16 protein-coding genes are annotated in these 14,839 nt (G+C 46.3%); 1 reads left to right on the top strand and 15 read right to left on the bottom strand.

Annotated features, from left to right (window positions below; translation table 11 throughout):
• Positions 1 to 2 precede the first annotated feature (2 nt).
• The 11 genes from rnc to M3193_RS01445 all read right to left on the bottom strand — a co-directional run bounded on the left by rnc (position 3) and on the right by M3193_RS01445 (position 11,825).
• Positions 3 to 770: a ribonuclease III gene (gene rnc, locus M3193_RS01495; protein ID WP_251623944.1), complete on the bottom strand. Its 768-nt coding sequence runs from the start codon at positions 768 to 770 to the stop codon at positions 3 to 5.
• A 363-nt stretch (positions 771 to 1,133) separates the two neighbouring features.
• Positions 1,134 to 1,370 (bottom strand): acyl carrier protein, encoded by a 237-nt coding sequence (locus M3193_RS01490; protein WP_060209057.1) that lies wholly within the window; start codon positions 1,368 to 1,370, stop codon positions 1,134 to 1,136.
• 276 nt (positions 1,371 to 1,646) lie between these two features.
• Positions 1,647 to 2,393 (bottom strand): 3-oxoacyl-[acyl-carrier-protein] reductase, encoded by a 747-nt coding sequence (gene fabG, locus M3193_RS01485; RefSeq protein ID WP_251623942.1) that lies wholly within the window; start codon positions 2,391 to 2,393, stop codon positions 1,647 to 1,649.
• Entirely contained in the window at positions 2,393 to 3,328 is a 936-nt protein-coding gene (fabD, locus tag M3193_RS01480) for an ACP S-malonyltransferase (protein ID WP_251623940.1), read from the bottom strand. The genes fabG and fabD overlap by 1 nt, the downstream gene beginning before the upstream one ends.
• Complete coding sequence (gene plsX / locus M3193_RS01475) at positions 3,325 to 4,317, bottom strand: phosphate acyltransferase PlsX (RefSeq protein WP_251623939.1); 993 nt, start codon at positions 4,315 to 4,317, stop codon at positions 3,325 to 3,327. Before plsX ends, fabD begins: the two co-directional genes overlap by 4 nt.
• Complete coding sequence (gene fapR / locus M3193_RS01470) at positions 4,314 to 4,898, bottom strand: transcription factor FapR (protein WP_251623937.1); 585 nt, start codon at positions 4,896 to 4,898, stop codon at positions 4,314 to 4,316. Before fapR ends, plsX begins: the two co-directional genes overlap by 4 nt.
• A 1,159-nt stretch (positions 4,899 to 6,057) precedes the next feature.
• Positions 6,058 to 8,106, bottom strand: a complete 2,049-nt coding sequence (recG, locus tag M3193_RS01465) for an ATP-dependent DNA helicase RecG (protein ID WP_251623935.1) — start codon at positions 8,104 to 8,106, stop codon at positions 6,058 to 6,060.
• A complete protein-coding gene (gene sdaAA / locus M3193_RS01460; protein ID WP_251623934.1) occupies positions 8,087 to 8,995 on the bottom strand; it encodes an L-serine ammonia-lyase, iron-sulfur-dependent, subunit alpha in 909 nt (302 codons plus the stop codon). Before sdaAA ends, recG begins: the two co-directional genes overlap by 20 nt.
• 13 nt (positions 8,996 to 9,008) lie before the next feature.
• The gene (sdaAB, locus tag M3193_RS01455) at positions 9,009 to 9,671 is read right to left on the bottom strand and encodes an L-serine ammonia-lyase, iron-sulfur-dependent subunit beta (RefSeq protein ID WP_251623933.1); all 663 of its coding nucleotides are present in this window, start codon (positions 9,669 to 9,671) and stop codon (positions 9,009 to 9,011) included.
• Positions 9,672 to 9,785: 114 nt separating this feature from the next.
• Positions 9,786 to 11,444: a DAK2 domain-containing protein gene (locus M3193_RS01450; RefSeq protein WP_251623932.1), complete on the bottom strand. Its 1,659-nt coding sequence runs from the start codon at positions 11,442 to 11,444 to the stop codon at positions 9,786 to 9,788.
• A 21-nt stretch (positions 11,445 to 11,465) separates the two neighbouring features.
• Positions 11,466 to 11,825 carry an Asp23/Gls24 family envelope stress response protein gene (locus M3193_RS01445; protein ID WP_251627161.1) on the bottom strand — a complete coding sequence of 120 codons (360 nt, stop codon included), beginning with the start codon at positions 11,823 to 11,825 and terminating at the stop codon, positions 11,466 to 11,468.
• A 393-nt stretch (positions 11,826 to 12,218) separates the two neighbouring features.
• Between M3193_RS01445 and rpmB the strand changes: the two genes are divergently transcribed.
• Positions 12,219 to 12,407, top strand: coding sequence for a 50S ribosomal protein L28 (rpmB, locus tag M3193_RS01440; protein WP_251623931.1), 189 nt, complete (start codon positions 12,219 to 12,221; stop codon positions 12,405 to 12,407).
• Between the two features lie 62 nt (positions 12,408 to 12,469).
• Here the strand turns inward: rpmB and spoVM are convergent, their stop codons facing one another.
• Genes spoVM through rsgA form a run of 4 tightly spaced genes read right to left on the bottom strand, consistent with a single transcriptional unit; the run spans position 12,470 to position 14,838 of the window.
• Positions 12,470 to 12,619 (bottom strand): stage V sporulation protein SpoVM, encoded by a 150-nt coding sequence (spoVM, locus tag M3193_RS01435; RefSeq protein WP_285851784.1) that lies wholly within the window; start codon positions 12,617 to 12,619, stop codon positions 12,470 to 12,472.
• A gap of 13 nt (positions 12,620 to 12,632) precedes the next feature.
• A complete protein-coding gene (locus M3193_RS01430; RefSeq protein WP_251627157.1) occupies positions 12,633 to 13,286 on the bottom strand; it encodes a thiamine diphosphokinase in 654 nt (217 codons plus the stop codon).
• The gene (gene rpe / locus M3193_RS01425) at positions 13,286 to 13,951 is read right to left on the bottom strand and encodes a ribulose-phosphate 3-epimerase (protein ID WP_251623930.1); all 666 of its coding nucleotides are present in this window, start codon (positions 13,949 to 13,951) and stop codon (positions 13,286 to 13,288) included. The genes M3193_RS01430 and rpe overlap by 1 nt, the downstream gene beginning before the upstream one ends.
• Positions 13,952 to 13,953: 2 nt before the next feature.
• A complete protein-coding gene (gene rsgA, locus M3193_RS01420) occupies positions 13,954 to 14,838 on the bottom strand; it encodes a ribosome small subunit-dependent GTPase A (RefSeq protein WP_251623929.1) in 885 nt (294 codons plus the stop codon).
• Between the last annotated feature and the right edge of the window lies 1 nt (position 14,839).

Here is a 14,839-nt window from a genome sequence, read left to right as displayed (position 1 = left end):
AATCAGTTCTCTCCTTCGGCCTCATTTCCTTTTAATACTTGGATGGCTTGACGGGCCGCTTCCTGCTCGGCTTCTTTTTTCGATCTTCCGATTCCGGTACCAAGTTCACGATTTTCCAATCTTACGACGGTGACAAACTTTTTCGCATGCGCAGGACCCTTCTCTTCTATAATTTCATAATTCAAGCTGCCGCTGTTCGTCTGTTGCACGATTTCCTGCAAGCGGCTTTTATAATCCATCACATGCGAAAAAGCACCGTCCCCGATTTTCGGGAATACAACCTTTTCAAGGAATTTGGTGACCGGTTCCATTCCCTGATCCAAAAACAACGCACCGATATACGCTTCAAATACGTCTGCAAGCAATGCCGGACGCAATCTTCCGCCGGTTTGTTCTTCACCTTTGCCAAGCAAGATGAATTCACCGAAGTGCAGTTCATTCGAAAACTTGACGAGTGATGGCTCACAAACGATGGCTGCCCGCAGCTTTGTCAACTCGCCTTCGCTCATATTCGGTTCAGTCGCGTAAAGGAATCGGGAAACACCGAGTTCCAGAACGGCATCTCCAAGGAACTCAAGTCTTTCATTATCCGTGAAATTTTTTCGACGATGTTCGTTGACGTAGGACGAATGGGTGAATGCATTATAAAGGAGCGTTTCGTCTTTAAAGTGGATGTCAAGGCGCCCTTGCAAGTCTTCAAATTTTTTCCGCACCTCGCTTGGAAGTGGAACTGTTGGGTATTTACTTTTTACATTCCGTTTATTAGTCATCAAGATTCTGCCTTTCACTTCGTAGTCCATTTAATTTTACATTGTTCACGTCATACATGCAAAACCGAAAAGAGATACTTTCATCCCTTCAAATCGCAAGAAAGGTTGAAAGCATCTCATTGGAAGTGCATCATGCAGTGATGCGCACATTTTTTCGGATTCCTAATCAATTATGCCTCGGCGTAATTGCGTCGGGATTTTGAATTGCGCTTGAGGCCAACAGGATGTTGGTCATGCAACCGTTGCCGCAGGACGCGGCGAACTTAGGTTGCCTTCATTAACTCCATTCAAAATCTCTGACATCCGCCGGAGGCTTTATCTTGATTAAGCGGGAGCTTGGACAACTGTTGAATCAAGATAAAATTAGTTCACTTTTTCTTCGATATATTTTACTGCATCGCCTACAGTTCCGATCTTTTCTGCATCGTCATCGGAAATTTCCATATCGAATTCATCTTCTAGTTCCATAACTAGCTCAACGACATCCAAAGAGTCTGCGCCGAGATCGTCTTTAAAAGAAGCTTCAGGTTTTACTTCGCTTTCATCGACACCAAGTCGGTCGACAACCACTTTCGTTACACGTTCAAGTACTGACAACATAGTCACCTCCTCTCAATGAAAAGCGTAGGGCGCTTGCTTTGCCCCGACAAGCGCTGGAGGGCTTGAACAAAAGGCGTTCTTTGCCATTTGATTCAAGACCGAAGCGACTCGAGGGGCTAGCGCCCGAAGCTGCACAATAGAAATGCGGAGGGTGGCGTGTAGCTGCGACAGGTATAAGACGGGCATGCGAAGCGGCGATCTTTGCCGCACAGCATGACTGGCTTATGACCCGAGCAGCTGCCACCCGCAGCTGGACACTAGAAAAGCGTAGGTCCCTTACATCACCATACCACCATCAACATGGATGGTTTGTCCTGTAATATAGTTTGCATCGTCTGACAGTAGGAATGCTACTGCGCCTGCGACGTCTTCAGCTGATCCTAGTTTACCCAAAGGAATGGAGCCCAACATTTGTGCTTTAACTTCCTCGGGAAGAGCTTCAGTCATATCTGTTGTAATGAAACCTGGTGCAACTGCGTTCACAGTAATATTCCTTGTCGCAAGTTCTCTCGCGGTCGTCTTCGTCAAGCCAATAACACCGGCTTTTGCAGCTACATAATTTGCCTGTCCTGGATTGCCGATGACGCCGACGATCGATGCAAGGTTGACAATCTTCCCGGCACGCTGTTTCATCATTTGGCGTGTCACAGCTTTCGTACAGAGGAACACGCCTTTCAGATTTATGTTGATAACGTCATCCCATTCGTCTTCCTTCATTCGCATTAACAAATTATCACGAGTAATTCCTGCATTATTTACGAGCATATCAATAGAACCGAACGTTTTCAATGTCTCATCAATCATTTCTTTCACTTGTTCGGAATCCGAAACGTTCGCTTGGATAGCAAAAGCGTCTCCACCGGATTGCTTAATCAATTCAACGACTTCTTCCGCTTTTTCTTTGCTGCCGCTATAGTTCACTGCAACGCGCGCGCCTTCTTTTCCTAGCAAAATTGCAATCTCGCGCCCAATTCCTCTTGAGGCACCAGTGACGATCGCTGATTTCCCTTCAAATCTACCCATCATTCCCACCCTTTCGCTGCATCGATGACTGCTTGCAATGACTCTTCGTCATAGACAGGAAGCACTGTAACAGATCGATCTATTTTCTTTACAAGGCCGCTGAGCACTTTTCCAGGGCCGCATTCAATGAAATGTGTAACGCCAAGGTTAATCAATTCACGAACGGAGTCTTCCCAACGAACCGGGGAGTATAATTGTTCCACGAGGAGCTGCTTGATCTCCTCGTGATCGGAAACCGTTTTAGCGTTTACATTTGCAACGACCGGGATGGAAGCATCCTTCATTCCTACTTCATCCAACGCATTTTTCAGACGTTCCGCTGCAGGCTTCATAAGGGAAGAGTGGAATGGTCCGCTCACATCCAGTGGTATCGCTCTTTTCGCTCCCGCTTCCTTAAGCTCGACACAAGCTTTCTCGACGCCTGCTTTCGTTCCCGATATGACAATTTGTCCAGGACAGTTCAAATTGGCCGGTTGGACCGCATCGCCTTTAGCCGTTATGGAATCTGTCACTTCCTGAAGCTTTTCGCCATCCAGTCCAAGAATAGCCGCCATCGCTCCTTCACCTGCAGGTACCGCATCGTTCATGAATAAGCCGCGCTTATGGACGACTGACACTCCATCCTCGAAGGAAAGAACTCCTGAAGCGACGAGGGCAGTATACTCACCTAGACTATGTCCAGCAGTATAGTCAGGTGTAATGCCTTCCTCAACAAGCCTTGAAGCGATCATGGCGCCGACTGTCAACAGTGCAGGCTGAGCATTATATGTCAATGTCAGTTCCTCTTGGGGACCTTCTGTAATCAAACGGCTTAAGCCGAACTGCAATACTTCATCCGCTCGTTCCAGGAAATTCCCGCCACTATTGAATAGTTCTGCTCCCATTCCGACAGACTGAGAACCTTGTCCTGGGAAAATAAACGCTATTTTCGTCATTCCGCATCCACCTTTCCTACTGTCTCTCTAATTGTTCCGCACACATCGAATTCGACCATTTTCCTCGCTTGTCTAATTGCATTATAAATCGCATTGGCATTTGAGGAACCGTGTGCCTTGATGACAGGGGAATTCAACCCGAATAATCCCGCACCGCCATACTCGGTGTAATCCATTTTCTTTTTCAATCCGCGAAGGTCATCTTTCACCAATGCCGCTGAAAGCTTGGACTTCAACGAGGCTCCATATACTTCTTTCAGCATCGAAAAGAAACCGGCTGCTGTCCCTTCAATTGTCTTCAACACCATATTTCCTGTAAATCCATCCGTCACAATGACATCCGCCGCACCGCTTAGAATGTCCCTCGATTCGACGTTACCGATAAAATGAATAGGCGCTTCTGAAAGAAGTTTGTATGCAGCTTTCGTCAGTTCGTTCCCTTTGCCTTCTTCGGTGCCGATATTCAAAAGTCCGACGCGGGGCTTTTGAATGCCACGCACTTTTTCCGCATAAATGCTTCCCATAATTGCATATTGCTGTAAATGAGTAGGCTTTGCGTCAGAATTTGCGCCGACATCCAAGAAGACGAAACCTTGTCCATCGATTGTCGGCAAGGTCGGCGATAACGCCGGGCGATCGATGCCTTCGATCCGTCCTACGATGAATAGCCCGGCTGCCATTAGCGCTCCGGTATTCCCGGCAGAGACGCATGCATCGGCTTCTCCGTCTTTCACAGCTTGCGCCATCCTCACCATGGAGGCATCTTTCTTCCTTCTGATTGCACGGACCGGCTCATCGTCCGCTTCGATTTTTTCTGTACAATGAATTACTTTCAAGCGTCCATGTTCTTTCAAATACGGCGCCATCTTTTCTTCATTTCCATAAATATGTATATGTATATCATCAAATTCAGATAGGCTCAGAAGTGCGCCTTCAATAATCTCACCTGGTGCATGATCTCCGCCCATTCCATCCAATGCAATGATCATCTTAATTCCCTCCTGCTGTGGTCCGTAGTTTGATACATCTGGAATTCACCGGTGAAAACCGTCTCGTTTTCGACGGTCGAGATGACATCGACAAAAGTCCTTTTATCATTTGAACGCTCTTTATCAACGATGGCACGTGCAATGACCCGATCACCCGATCTGACGGGTTTCAGGAAATGGAGGTCCGATGTGACAGTCAAAGCAAGATCATCATCGAGAACTGCAACCGCCAATGAATTTGCCTGTGCGAATAAATGGTGGCCACGAGTGATCCCACTTCTACGGAAAACATGATCGTCCGTTACATCGAATATGGAAACGGCCCTCTTATCCAGCTCAATATCTATGATGTCACCAATCACCTCATCGGATTGGAGAGATTTCACTTCAGCATCTATTGTTCGTGCAGCCACGGTTTTCAATCGTTCACGCAATTCCGGTATTCCACATTCCAATCGATCTAATCGTATCGTCTGAACGCTAACGTTAAATTGCTTGGATAATTCTTCGTCTGTCAGAAAAGGATTTTGTTCGAGGCTCACTTCAAGCTGGCGCTGCCTCTCCCTTTTTGGCACTCTCACTCGATTCACCCTTCCGGATTAGCACTTGGTACTAATACCAGTATATTATCATAGTTCATCATTGATTTCTACAAAAAATAGGCATGTCTAAAAATGTAATGTATTCTACTAACCGTTGACTTCCGTTCCGAGCGGACGCTTTCCGCGTGCACGGCTTCAATCTCCTCGTCACTACGTTCCTGCGGGACTTTCAGCTCGCGCTGTTCCCGCTGGAGTCGCCGCTCTCCACTCCAATCAACAAAATTCGTTATATATTTAAATAGAAATAAAATGTGTTTTTTTCTATTTGCCAAAAAGGCTTATTCAATGTACATCCTTTAATCAGCCCATCAAACAATTCAAAAAAGCAAAAGGTTATGTTGATTTATTCAATAAGTGCTACATTTAATAGATACTATAATTTATTCTAGTTCTTCATTACGTTTACCTGAGCTTTAAAAGGAATTATATTAGAAAGAAAAAAATACCCGCCGTTTCCAGTAGGTATTTTCGTTAAATATAAGGCAGTAATTATTACTATTAAACTAATGAAAACTTCGCCAGGAGTTTGAAACTCTAATTCTATATCTACAATTTAACGCCTAATTGTTCCATCATGCTAAATAAGCTTGTACAATTCACATTTAAGTCCTGACAACATTTAGTATTTTTTCCCTTGGCATAGCTGTACCAACGTTATAGTTTATTATGCTTTCAAAAGAAACAACTGTGTAATCAAGTGTTTTAGCAGTCGCTATTAACCAAGGATCGGCTAAAGATTCATTAGAACTCCACTTGTCATACCCACTATTCTAATATAGTGGCACCTGTAGCTTGTAGTGCAGGCGCCGACTCCTGCGAACGCCGTTACGAAGAACGGCGTTTGCGAGCACAAGCGCAGCGCTGCGAGCAGTGTTTTTTTGCGACCCTAATGGAGCAGGATTAGGATGCCTTAATTTCTGCAAAGTACGCAGAAATACGGCAAATCGAACTCTTCGTGGTTCGATTGGCTCAAGCCATGCCCGCGGAAAGCGTGCGCTGGAACGGAAAGCAACAGCCTGTTGACATGACTAGCATCTCTAATTCATTCCAAGCCCCAAAGAAATCAGTAAAACACTTGACTACAGGTAAGGAAGCGTCCGCCAGGAGCGGAAAGCAAATGCCCATGTAAGTTAGAATTTCAGTCTATCCGTTCATGCGATAGCGCGCCTGATTGCTCCAAGTCTTCTCTTAGGAATTTATACTCCAGTGAGGACCAGAAATCATCCGATGCCAGCATCTTCTCGGCATCTTGACGCGCTGTTTCCAGTGCCCGGTAGTCATGCACAAGATCAGCCATCTTGAATTCAGGCATTCCGCTTTGCTTCTTTCCGAAGAAGTCGCCCGCGCCTCTAAGCTCAAGATCTTTTTCGGCTAATAAGAATCCATCGTTCGTCTCTGTCATCGACTGCATTCGTTCCTTGCCTTCCTCGTTCTTCGGATCGGCAAGAAGTACGCAATACGATTGGTCCGCCCCCCTGCCGACCCTCCCCCTTAATTGGTGAAGTTGGGCGAGTCCGAAACGGGTGGCGTCATAAATGAGCATGAAGGTCGCATTCGGAACGTTCACACCGACTTCAACGACGGTTGTCGAAACAAGGCAATCGATTTTCCCCTCACTGAAGTCCCTCATGATGGCATCTTTCTCATCGGAATGAAGTCTACCGTGCATGAGGCCGACTGTGTACCGCCCAGCAAAATGGTGCGTGAGCTGTGCGTGAACATCGACTGCATTTTGCACATCGAGCTTGTCCGATTCTTCGATGAGCGGACATATGACATACGACTGTCTTCCCGCCTGCAGCTCCTTCTCCATCTTCCGTAAAACCGGCAATAAAGAGTCCTCTTTCAACCAGTATGTTTCAATTTTTTTCCGTCCTGCCGGCATTTCGTCTAAGATGGAAACATCCATTTCCCCGAAGGCAGTGATGGCCAATGTACGCGGAATCGGAGTCGCCGTCATGAAAAGGACATCGGGATTCAGACCTTTCTCTCTTAATATACGCCGTTGTTCCACACCGAAACGATGCTGTTCATCCGTTATAACGAGTCCCAATTTTGCAAAACCGACGTCCGGCTGGATCAACGCATGCGTGCCGATGAGCAGATCAATTTCCCCGCTTTGCAATTTCTCAATGATGATCCTTCTCGCCTTCCCTTTCGTGGATCCAGAGAGAAAGGCGACATTCACTCCAAACGGCTCCAGCCACGATGATAGGGAATCGGCATGCTGCTCCGCAAGAATTTCAGTCGGCGCCATCAGCGCCCCTTGAAACCCTGCGGTAATTGCTGCAAATAGAGCAATGGCTGCTACGACTGTTTTCCCGGATCCTACATCTCCTTGCAGAAGACGGTTCATCCGCGTCGGACTTTTCAATTCTGCGCATAGCTCATTGACAACCTTTTTTTGTGCATTCGTCAGCTCGAAAGGCAATGAGGCAATGAACTCCTTAATACGATCAAGATCATAATGAATCGGAGTTCCTTTTTCGGTTTCTTTACGGATTTTTTTCATACCGATCATTTTCAATTGGAACTTCAAGAGCTCCTCATAGACAAAGCGTCTACGCGCCTGCTTCACATCATTCGGCGATTTTGGAAAATGTACCATTTCAAGCGCTTCTCCGACCGACGGCAACAGATAAGCTTCCCTCAATGAAGACGGGAGCACTTCGGCAATCTCACCGCTGCACAGATCCAGCGCCTGTCTCATATATTTGCGGAACGTCTTTTGATGCATGACGTTTTTCAAACTATAGACAGGTTCGAAATCAGCGTGATCCGTTTTCGGACCCTCACTGAAATTGCTTACATTGATCACTTGCCTGCCACGATCCCATTTTCCGGTCACAGTGACGATCATTCCGATTGAAATTCGGTCTATTAAGTAATGCTGATTGAAGAAAACCGCTTTAACGAGATGGTTTCCGGCCAGCAGCCGTATTTGGAGCCGCGATTTGTTTCTTCCTAAAAAAAGAACGGAAGGCTCACTTTCGACCCTTCCTTCAATCGTAACCCGCTCATTATGCGGCGTTTCAGCTAAGTTTTTCAATCTGAAGTCTTCGTGGCGATACGGAAATGTATTGATCAACTCTTCAATCGTTCCTATGCCCAGTTTTTGAAGTTGTTCGGCAGATGCCTTGCCGACGCCTTTCAGTGTTGAGACAGGGTCAAGAATTGACGGTGTCACGAGACGTTTTGTCCTTTCCGAAAATCTCGGCTTCGAGCGCCTTTCCAGTAGGAGTGGCAGCTAAGCCCCCTTTTGCGGTTTCCCTAAGAGCAGAAGGCATTGACTGTCCGATTCTATGCATTGCTTCAATCACTTCATCCGTCGGAATTCTGCTGACGACTCCTGCCAGTGCCATATCTGCTCCGACAAGGGCCTTCGCAGCACCCATCGCATTACGCTTCACACATGGCACTTCCACTAGACCTGCCACCGGATCACACACAAGTCCCAGCATGTTTTTCATAACGATTGAAAAAGCTTCAGCGCTTTGCTGAGGCGTCCCTCCAGCCATTTCAACAATCGCAGCCGCAGCCATTGAAGCAGCCGAACCAGTCTCCGCCTGGCATCCTCCTGCCGCTCCAGAAATGGATGCGTTATTTGCCACGACAAAGCCGAAAGCACCCGATGTAAACAAGTAATTCACCATTTGCTCTCTCGTCGGGTTCAACTTGTCCTTCACTGCGAAAAGCGTTCCTGGTACAATTCCGGCAGCCCCTGCAGTAGGTGTTGCACAGATCATTCCCATTGCTGCGTTTACTTCGTTCGTAGCTACCGCTTTACTCACAGCATCCAAAATAAGGTCCCCCGAAAGCGATTTCCCGGATTTAATATAGTTTTGAATTAGGACAGCATCGCCGCCTGTCAAACCGGAAGTCGATTTTACGCCTTGCAGTCCTTGCTCGACAGCGCTTTCCATGACGGATAAATTGTTTTCCATTTGAGCGACAATCTCTTCACGTGAACGTCTTGTTATTTGCATTTCCTGTTCAATCATAATTTCAGAAATCGGTTTATTTTGCGCTTCTGCGAGTGCCACTAATTCTTTAACAGTACCGAATAGAACTTCCATTGCGATTCCCTCCTCAGTTCGCCAATGTTGAAACTTGCGTAACATTTGGCAATGATTTCAATTCATTTATGAGTGTTTCATCAAACATCTGGTCGACTTCAATGACCATAAGTGCCATTTTCCCTTTTTCTTTCCGGCCTACTTCCATATGGGCGATGTTCATGCCTTGCGAAGCAATAGCGTTGGATACATTCGCGATGACGCCTGAGCGATCATCATGTACAACAAGAAGCGCCGGGAAGTGTCCTGATAAACGAAGTGGAAAGCCATTCAACTCAGTGACTTCCATTGTGCCGCCGCCGATTGATATCCCGACAAGCTCCATTTCCCCTTGACTGTCGCCAATAACAATTTTCGCTGTATTCGGATGATCGGCTTCTTCCTCTTCGGGAATGAACTCGAAAGTCATGCCAACAGCTGCGGCATCTTCGAAAGCTGTTTTTATTCTTTCATCGAACGTATCGTAATCCAACAGACCTCCGATAATTGCTACGTCCGTCCCATGCCCTTTATATGTTTCTGCAAAAGAACCATAGAGATGGATTCTAGCCCACTCCGGCTGACGCCCGAATAAATCCCGGGCGACTCGTCCAATTCGAGCAGCTCCGGCGGTGTGCGAAGATGAAGGCCCGATCATGACGGGACCGATAATTTCAAAGACAGATCTATATTTCATGTAAACTACCCCCTTATTGAGAAGCAAACGCTTTCTTCATTTTACCGTACATTTCAAGTAAAGACAAAATAGAAAATCGGCATGCCTTCAAAAGGCATGCCGTCGTTTTCCGTATCATTCCACGGAAAGGATAAATGGATAAAGAGGTTGTTTCCCGTTGTACAATTCGACTTCTGTATGATCATATGTGGATTCCACATATTCTGCAATTTCAGCAGCTTCTTGCTCAGTTACATCCTCGCCATAGATAATGGTGACGATTTCATCATCTTCATCAATGAGAGATTCAAGCAATGCCTTCATCACGTCATCTAAAGATGGGTTGGAGATAACAATCTTACTGCCTGCTAGTCCCATAAAATCATCTTTTTTAATATCAATGCCATCTATAGAAGTATCCCGGATCGAATAAGTGACTTGACCAGTTTTCACGCCAGCCGCCGCTTTGGACATGCTCTTTTCATTATCCGCAACTTCAGCTTCAGGATTGAATGCGAGAATCGCCGCCAGCCCTTCCGGAACGGATTTCGTTTCGACGACAGCCGCTTCGATGCCAATCACCTCTGCTGCCTGTTTTGCCGCCATGATAATGTTCTTATTATTAGGCAAAATGATGACCCGCTCTGCGCCCACATCCTTGATAGCTTTGACGATATCCTCGGTTGATGGATTCATCGTCTGTCCGCCTTCAATGACTGCAGCAGCACCGATGCTCTTCAGCAATTCGGCAATTCCCGTCCCCATTGCAACCGTCACAATTGCGTAAGGATGTGACGCTGTCTCCGCCTTTTTGGCAGAATGGCTTTCCCCGACAATATCTATATGCTGCTGACGCATGTTTTCGATTTTAATGTTAATGAGGGAACCGTATTGCTGTGCATAATTCAATGCATCTCCCGGCTCTTCAGTATGGATATGTACTTTCGCAATTTCCTCGTCTGAAATGACAAGCAATGAATCCCCGAACTTGCTGAGATCCTGACGGAAATCGCCTTCCTCGAATGGATGGTCCTTCACTTTTTCATCCTCGAATTTCACCATGAATTCCGTACAATATCCGTATACGATATCCTCAGTGTTCATGAACCCTTGGACTCCGCGATGGTGTTCGGCGTTTACCAGATCTTCCATGAGATCCATGTTCGCCCTCTCTGGGAGCTCTTCGCCTTTCAGACATGCCAAAAAGCCTTCATATACATAAACAAGGCCTTGTCCGCCACTATCGACGACACCGACTTCCTTCAAGACCGGAAGTAGATCCGGGGTCCGTTTCAATGAAGCTTTCGACTCTTCGACAATTGACTCCATCACTTTAATGATGTCCGTAGTCGATTTCGCCACTTCAACACCTTTGTTCGCTGCATCTTTGGCAACAGTAAGTATCGTACCCTCGACAGGCTTCATGACCGCTTTATATGCCGTCTGCACCCCATATTCCAGTGCATTTGCGAACTTCTTGCTATCTAGCTTCTCTTCCTCTTCAACAGCCTTGCCAAACCCCCGGAACAATTGGGATAGAATGACCCCGGAGTTCCCGCGCGCTCCCATCAACAGCCCTTTGGACAAAGCTTGGGCAGTCTTGCCCAAATGCACAGAAACGTTAGATTCCGTCTCCTTGGCACCAGAAGTCATGGATAGATTCATATTTGTCCCTGTGTCCCCGTCAGGTACGGGAAAGACGTTAAGTGAATCGACATAGTCTGCATTTTGATGCAGGTGATGGGCACCCATCCTCACCATGTCGGCAAATTTCACACCATCAATAAAATTCATTGAAATGTTTTCCTCCTTCTATCAGTTCGTCACCCGAACTCCTTGAACAAATATATTCACTGAATCCACTGTTAACGATAAGGTCTTTTTCAATGTATACATCACTTTGGATTGCACTTGGTATGCGACCTCGGAGATTTTTGTTCCATATCCGATGATGACATACATATCGATATGTGTTTCGTCTCCGATATTCCTTACAATGACTCCTTTTGCATAGTTCTCTTTTCCAAGGATGTCCGTGAGTCCATCCCGGATCTGATGACGCGAAGCCATGCCGACAATTCCGTAGCATTCGATTGCCGCCTCTCCCACCACTTGGGCAATGACGTCGTTCGTAATATCTATCGTACCGTAATCGTTTTTCATCTCGATTGACATGAAAGCTTCCCCTCCTGCATCCATAATAACTACCCCCATTGTACTATACACCATAACAATATAAAAGCGTAGGATGGTGTTTAACTGCGACAGGCACTGGAGGAATTGAACCGAAAGGCGGTTTTACCTATCGCTTCAAGGCCGAAGTGACCCGAGCAAATCGAACAACGAAGGGTTCGATTTGCCGTATTTCTGCGGTGTTTTGCAGAAATTAAGGCAGCCTTCTGCCATCCGAAGCTGGACAATATAAAAGCGTAGTAACTGTTGTAAAGGAATTTCACTTGAAAGCATCAGTAAAAAAGGTTGCATGCCCTTATTTCCTGTGATAAAGTATTATGGTATGCGAATTAGATAGTGAATCGCTTAATCAATATTAGCGAGGAGGTCATAAAAATGGCTAAAGAATGTGTAGTTACTGGCCGCAAAGCACGTACGGGGAATGCCCGTTCACACGCAATGAATGCCAACAGACGTACTTGGGGAGCTAATCTTCAAAAAGTCCGTATTCTTGTAAACGGTAAACCGAAACGTGTTTGGGTATCTGCGAGAGCGCTCAAATCAGGTAAAGTGCAAAGAGTATAATATCTTTATCCGCGTTCCGATTACTATAAGACAAAAAGAAATAAAACGCCAGGCCGATAAGTTCAGCCTGACGTTTTTTCTTTTTTCCGTTTTTTGTTTCGCTGGCTTGCAGTAGCTTGGGCTTTGACCTTATCTTCTTTTTGGAAGACAACCATGCATTTTCGTACAAAGCTACTTAGAAACTTCGGCATCGTAAATGTATAAACTCGCAATTCCCTTCTCCTTTCAGGAATCTGAACTTCTTACCATTAAGCATATGCCCTGCCGGAATGAGATAGTACAAACTTCTGAAATTGGTTCATTGCTCGTGAATTTCGTCATGCCCATATCGATCCTTTCGTTAACCGTCTCATACTTGAAACCGGTCAATGTCAGACCTTCTACAGAACTGCCAAAGGGGAAAAATGAAATATAAGGGAACTGGGCAGCCCTTTTCACCCGATGGACTCCAGGACGAAGTAATGATAGTTCATTATGAGCGTTGCGGATGCGGAAGGAAACTTCTATATGTTCGATCTGCATCCGATATAATAAGTGCAATGCCGATTCGAAATGATCCAACCTGCCCCCAGTGACACCGGTCAAAACCACTTCTCCCGGACGATAGGAAATGGCACGATCTATAGCCAGTTCCGTGTCCGTTTCGTCTTTTTCCGTCTGGAAGGGATAGACCCGTTCCACAGATTCTTTTATTCTGCAATACTCCTCTTCACTCACAGAATCAAAATCTCCGATCGCCTCTTTGGGAACAATCCCTTGATCCAGTAAATGAATTGTCCCACGGTCTACACCGATGAAAATCGTCCCCTCCGCCTTGTATGCGGACAGGTCAGGCAACTCCCCGACCGGCCCGCCTGCGCAGATGATGATCCTCTCCATCAATTCCGTGCGCTCTCCCCAGCGGATTTAATCCGTTGCAATGCTTCCGTACGATCTTCCGCATTATAAACGGCCGAGCCCGCGACGAAAATATTGGCGCCCGCCTCAACGCAAGGGATGATCGTTTCCTCATTGATGCCGCCATCAATTTCAATATCAATGGACAATCCTCTTTCCTTAATCAGATCGGACAATTGCTTCACTTTCGGAAGTACGGAATGGATGAACTTCTGTCCACCGAATCCCGGATTGACCGTCATGAATAAGACCATGTCGATCTCTTCAAGGATATGAATGATATGCTCAACCGGCGTATGCGGGTTCAGCACGACACCCGGCTTCACTCCGAAAGAGCGGATCAGCTGAATTGTGCGGTGCAAGTGTCGGCACGCTTCCACATGGACAGTGATATAATCCGCTCCCGCTTTCGCGAACTGTTCAATATATGCATCAGGGTTCTCAATCATGAGATGGACATCGAGCGGAAGATCCGTAACAGGACGCAACGCTTCCACAACAATCGGTCCCATCGTAATGTTCGGAACAAAATGGCCATCCATTACATCAATATGAATCAGTTCAGCCCCGGCTTTCTCTACTTCTTTCACTTCATCTGCCAACTTTGAAAAGTCCGCAGCTAAAATGGACGGTGCGATTTTAATCATCTTTAATACCTCGGCTTTCGGTCAGTAATCTCTTGCAGAAATTGCAAATAATTAGAGTAGCGGGATTGAAGGATTTCCCCCGTCTCCACTTTCTGTTTAACTGCACATCCAGGCTCCTTCAAATGCAAGCATCCCCTGAATTTGCACTGATGGGCTACGTTTTCCATTTCAACGAAAGTATCACGTAATTCTTCTTTCTCGATATGATCAAAATCAAGTGAGCTGAAGCCTGGTGTGTCAGCGACGAGCCCTCCTGCGACTTCCAAAAGCTCTACATGGCGGGTCGTATGCTTGCCCCTACCAAGCGCCTCTGAAATTTCGCCGGTCTTCAAAGAAAGCTCAGGAATCAACGTATTGAGCAATGTCGATTTCCCGACACCGGACTGACCGGCAAGAACCGTTGTTTTCCCTTCTAAATATGGTTTAAGCAATAGGAATAGCTCTGGATCTCCAATATAAGTAACGATTACATCGTATCCAATACCGCGGTAGTAGTCAGCTGCATTTTCAGCATGTTGCAGCTCCTTTTCCCCCGCGACATCTTTTTTCGTCAGACAGATAACGGGTCTTATGCCGACTGATTCGATGACAGCGAGGAACCGATCCAATAGATGGAAGCTGAAATCGGGTTCCACAATCGAAAATACGAGCAACGCTTGGTCGACGTTTGCAATCGGAGGTCTGACCAGCTCATTTTCCCGTTCATGAACCTCCGTTACGGTTGCATCATTATCGCCTTCACGAACAATCGTGACATAGTCGCCGACAAGGGGTGATATACCCCTGAGTTTAAAAACCCCGCGGCCTTTGCACTGTATCAGATCTCCGTCCTTCACCTTGACATAATAAAAACCACTTATTGCTTTTCTGATTTGACCTTCCGGCATC

Source organism: Sporosarcina luteola (genome assembly GCF_023715585.1).
Classification (GTDB): domain Bacteria; phylum Bacillota; class Bacilli; order Bacillales_A; family Planococcaceae; genus Sporosarcina; species Sporosarcina luteola_D.
This window is presented reverse-complemented; position numbering and strand designations above follow the sequence as displayed.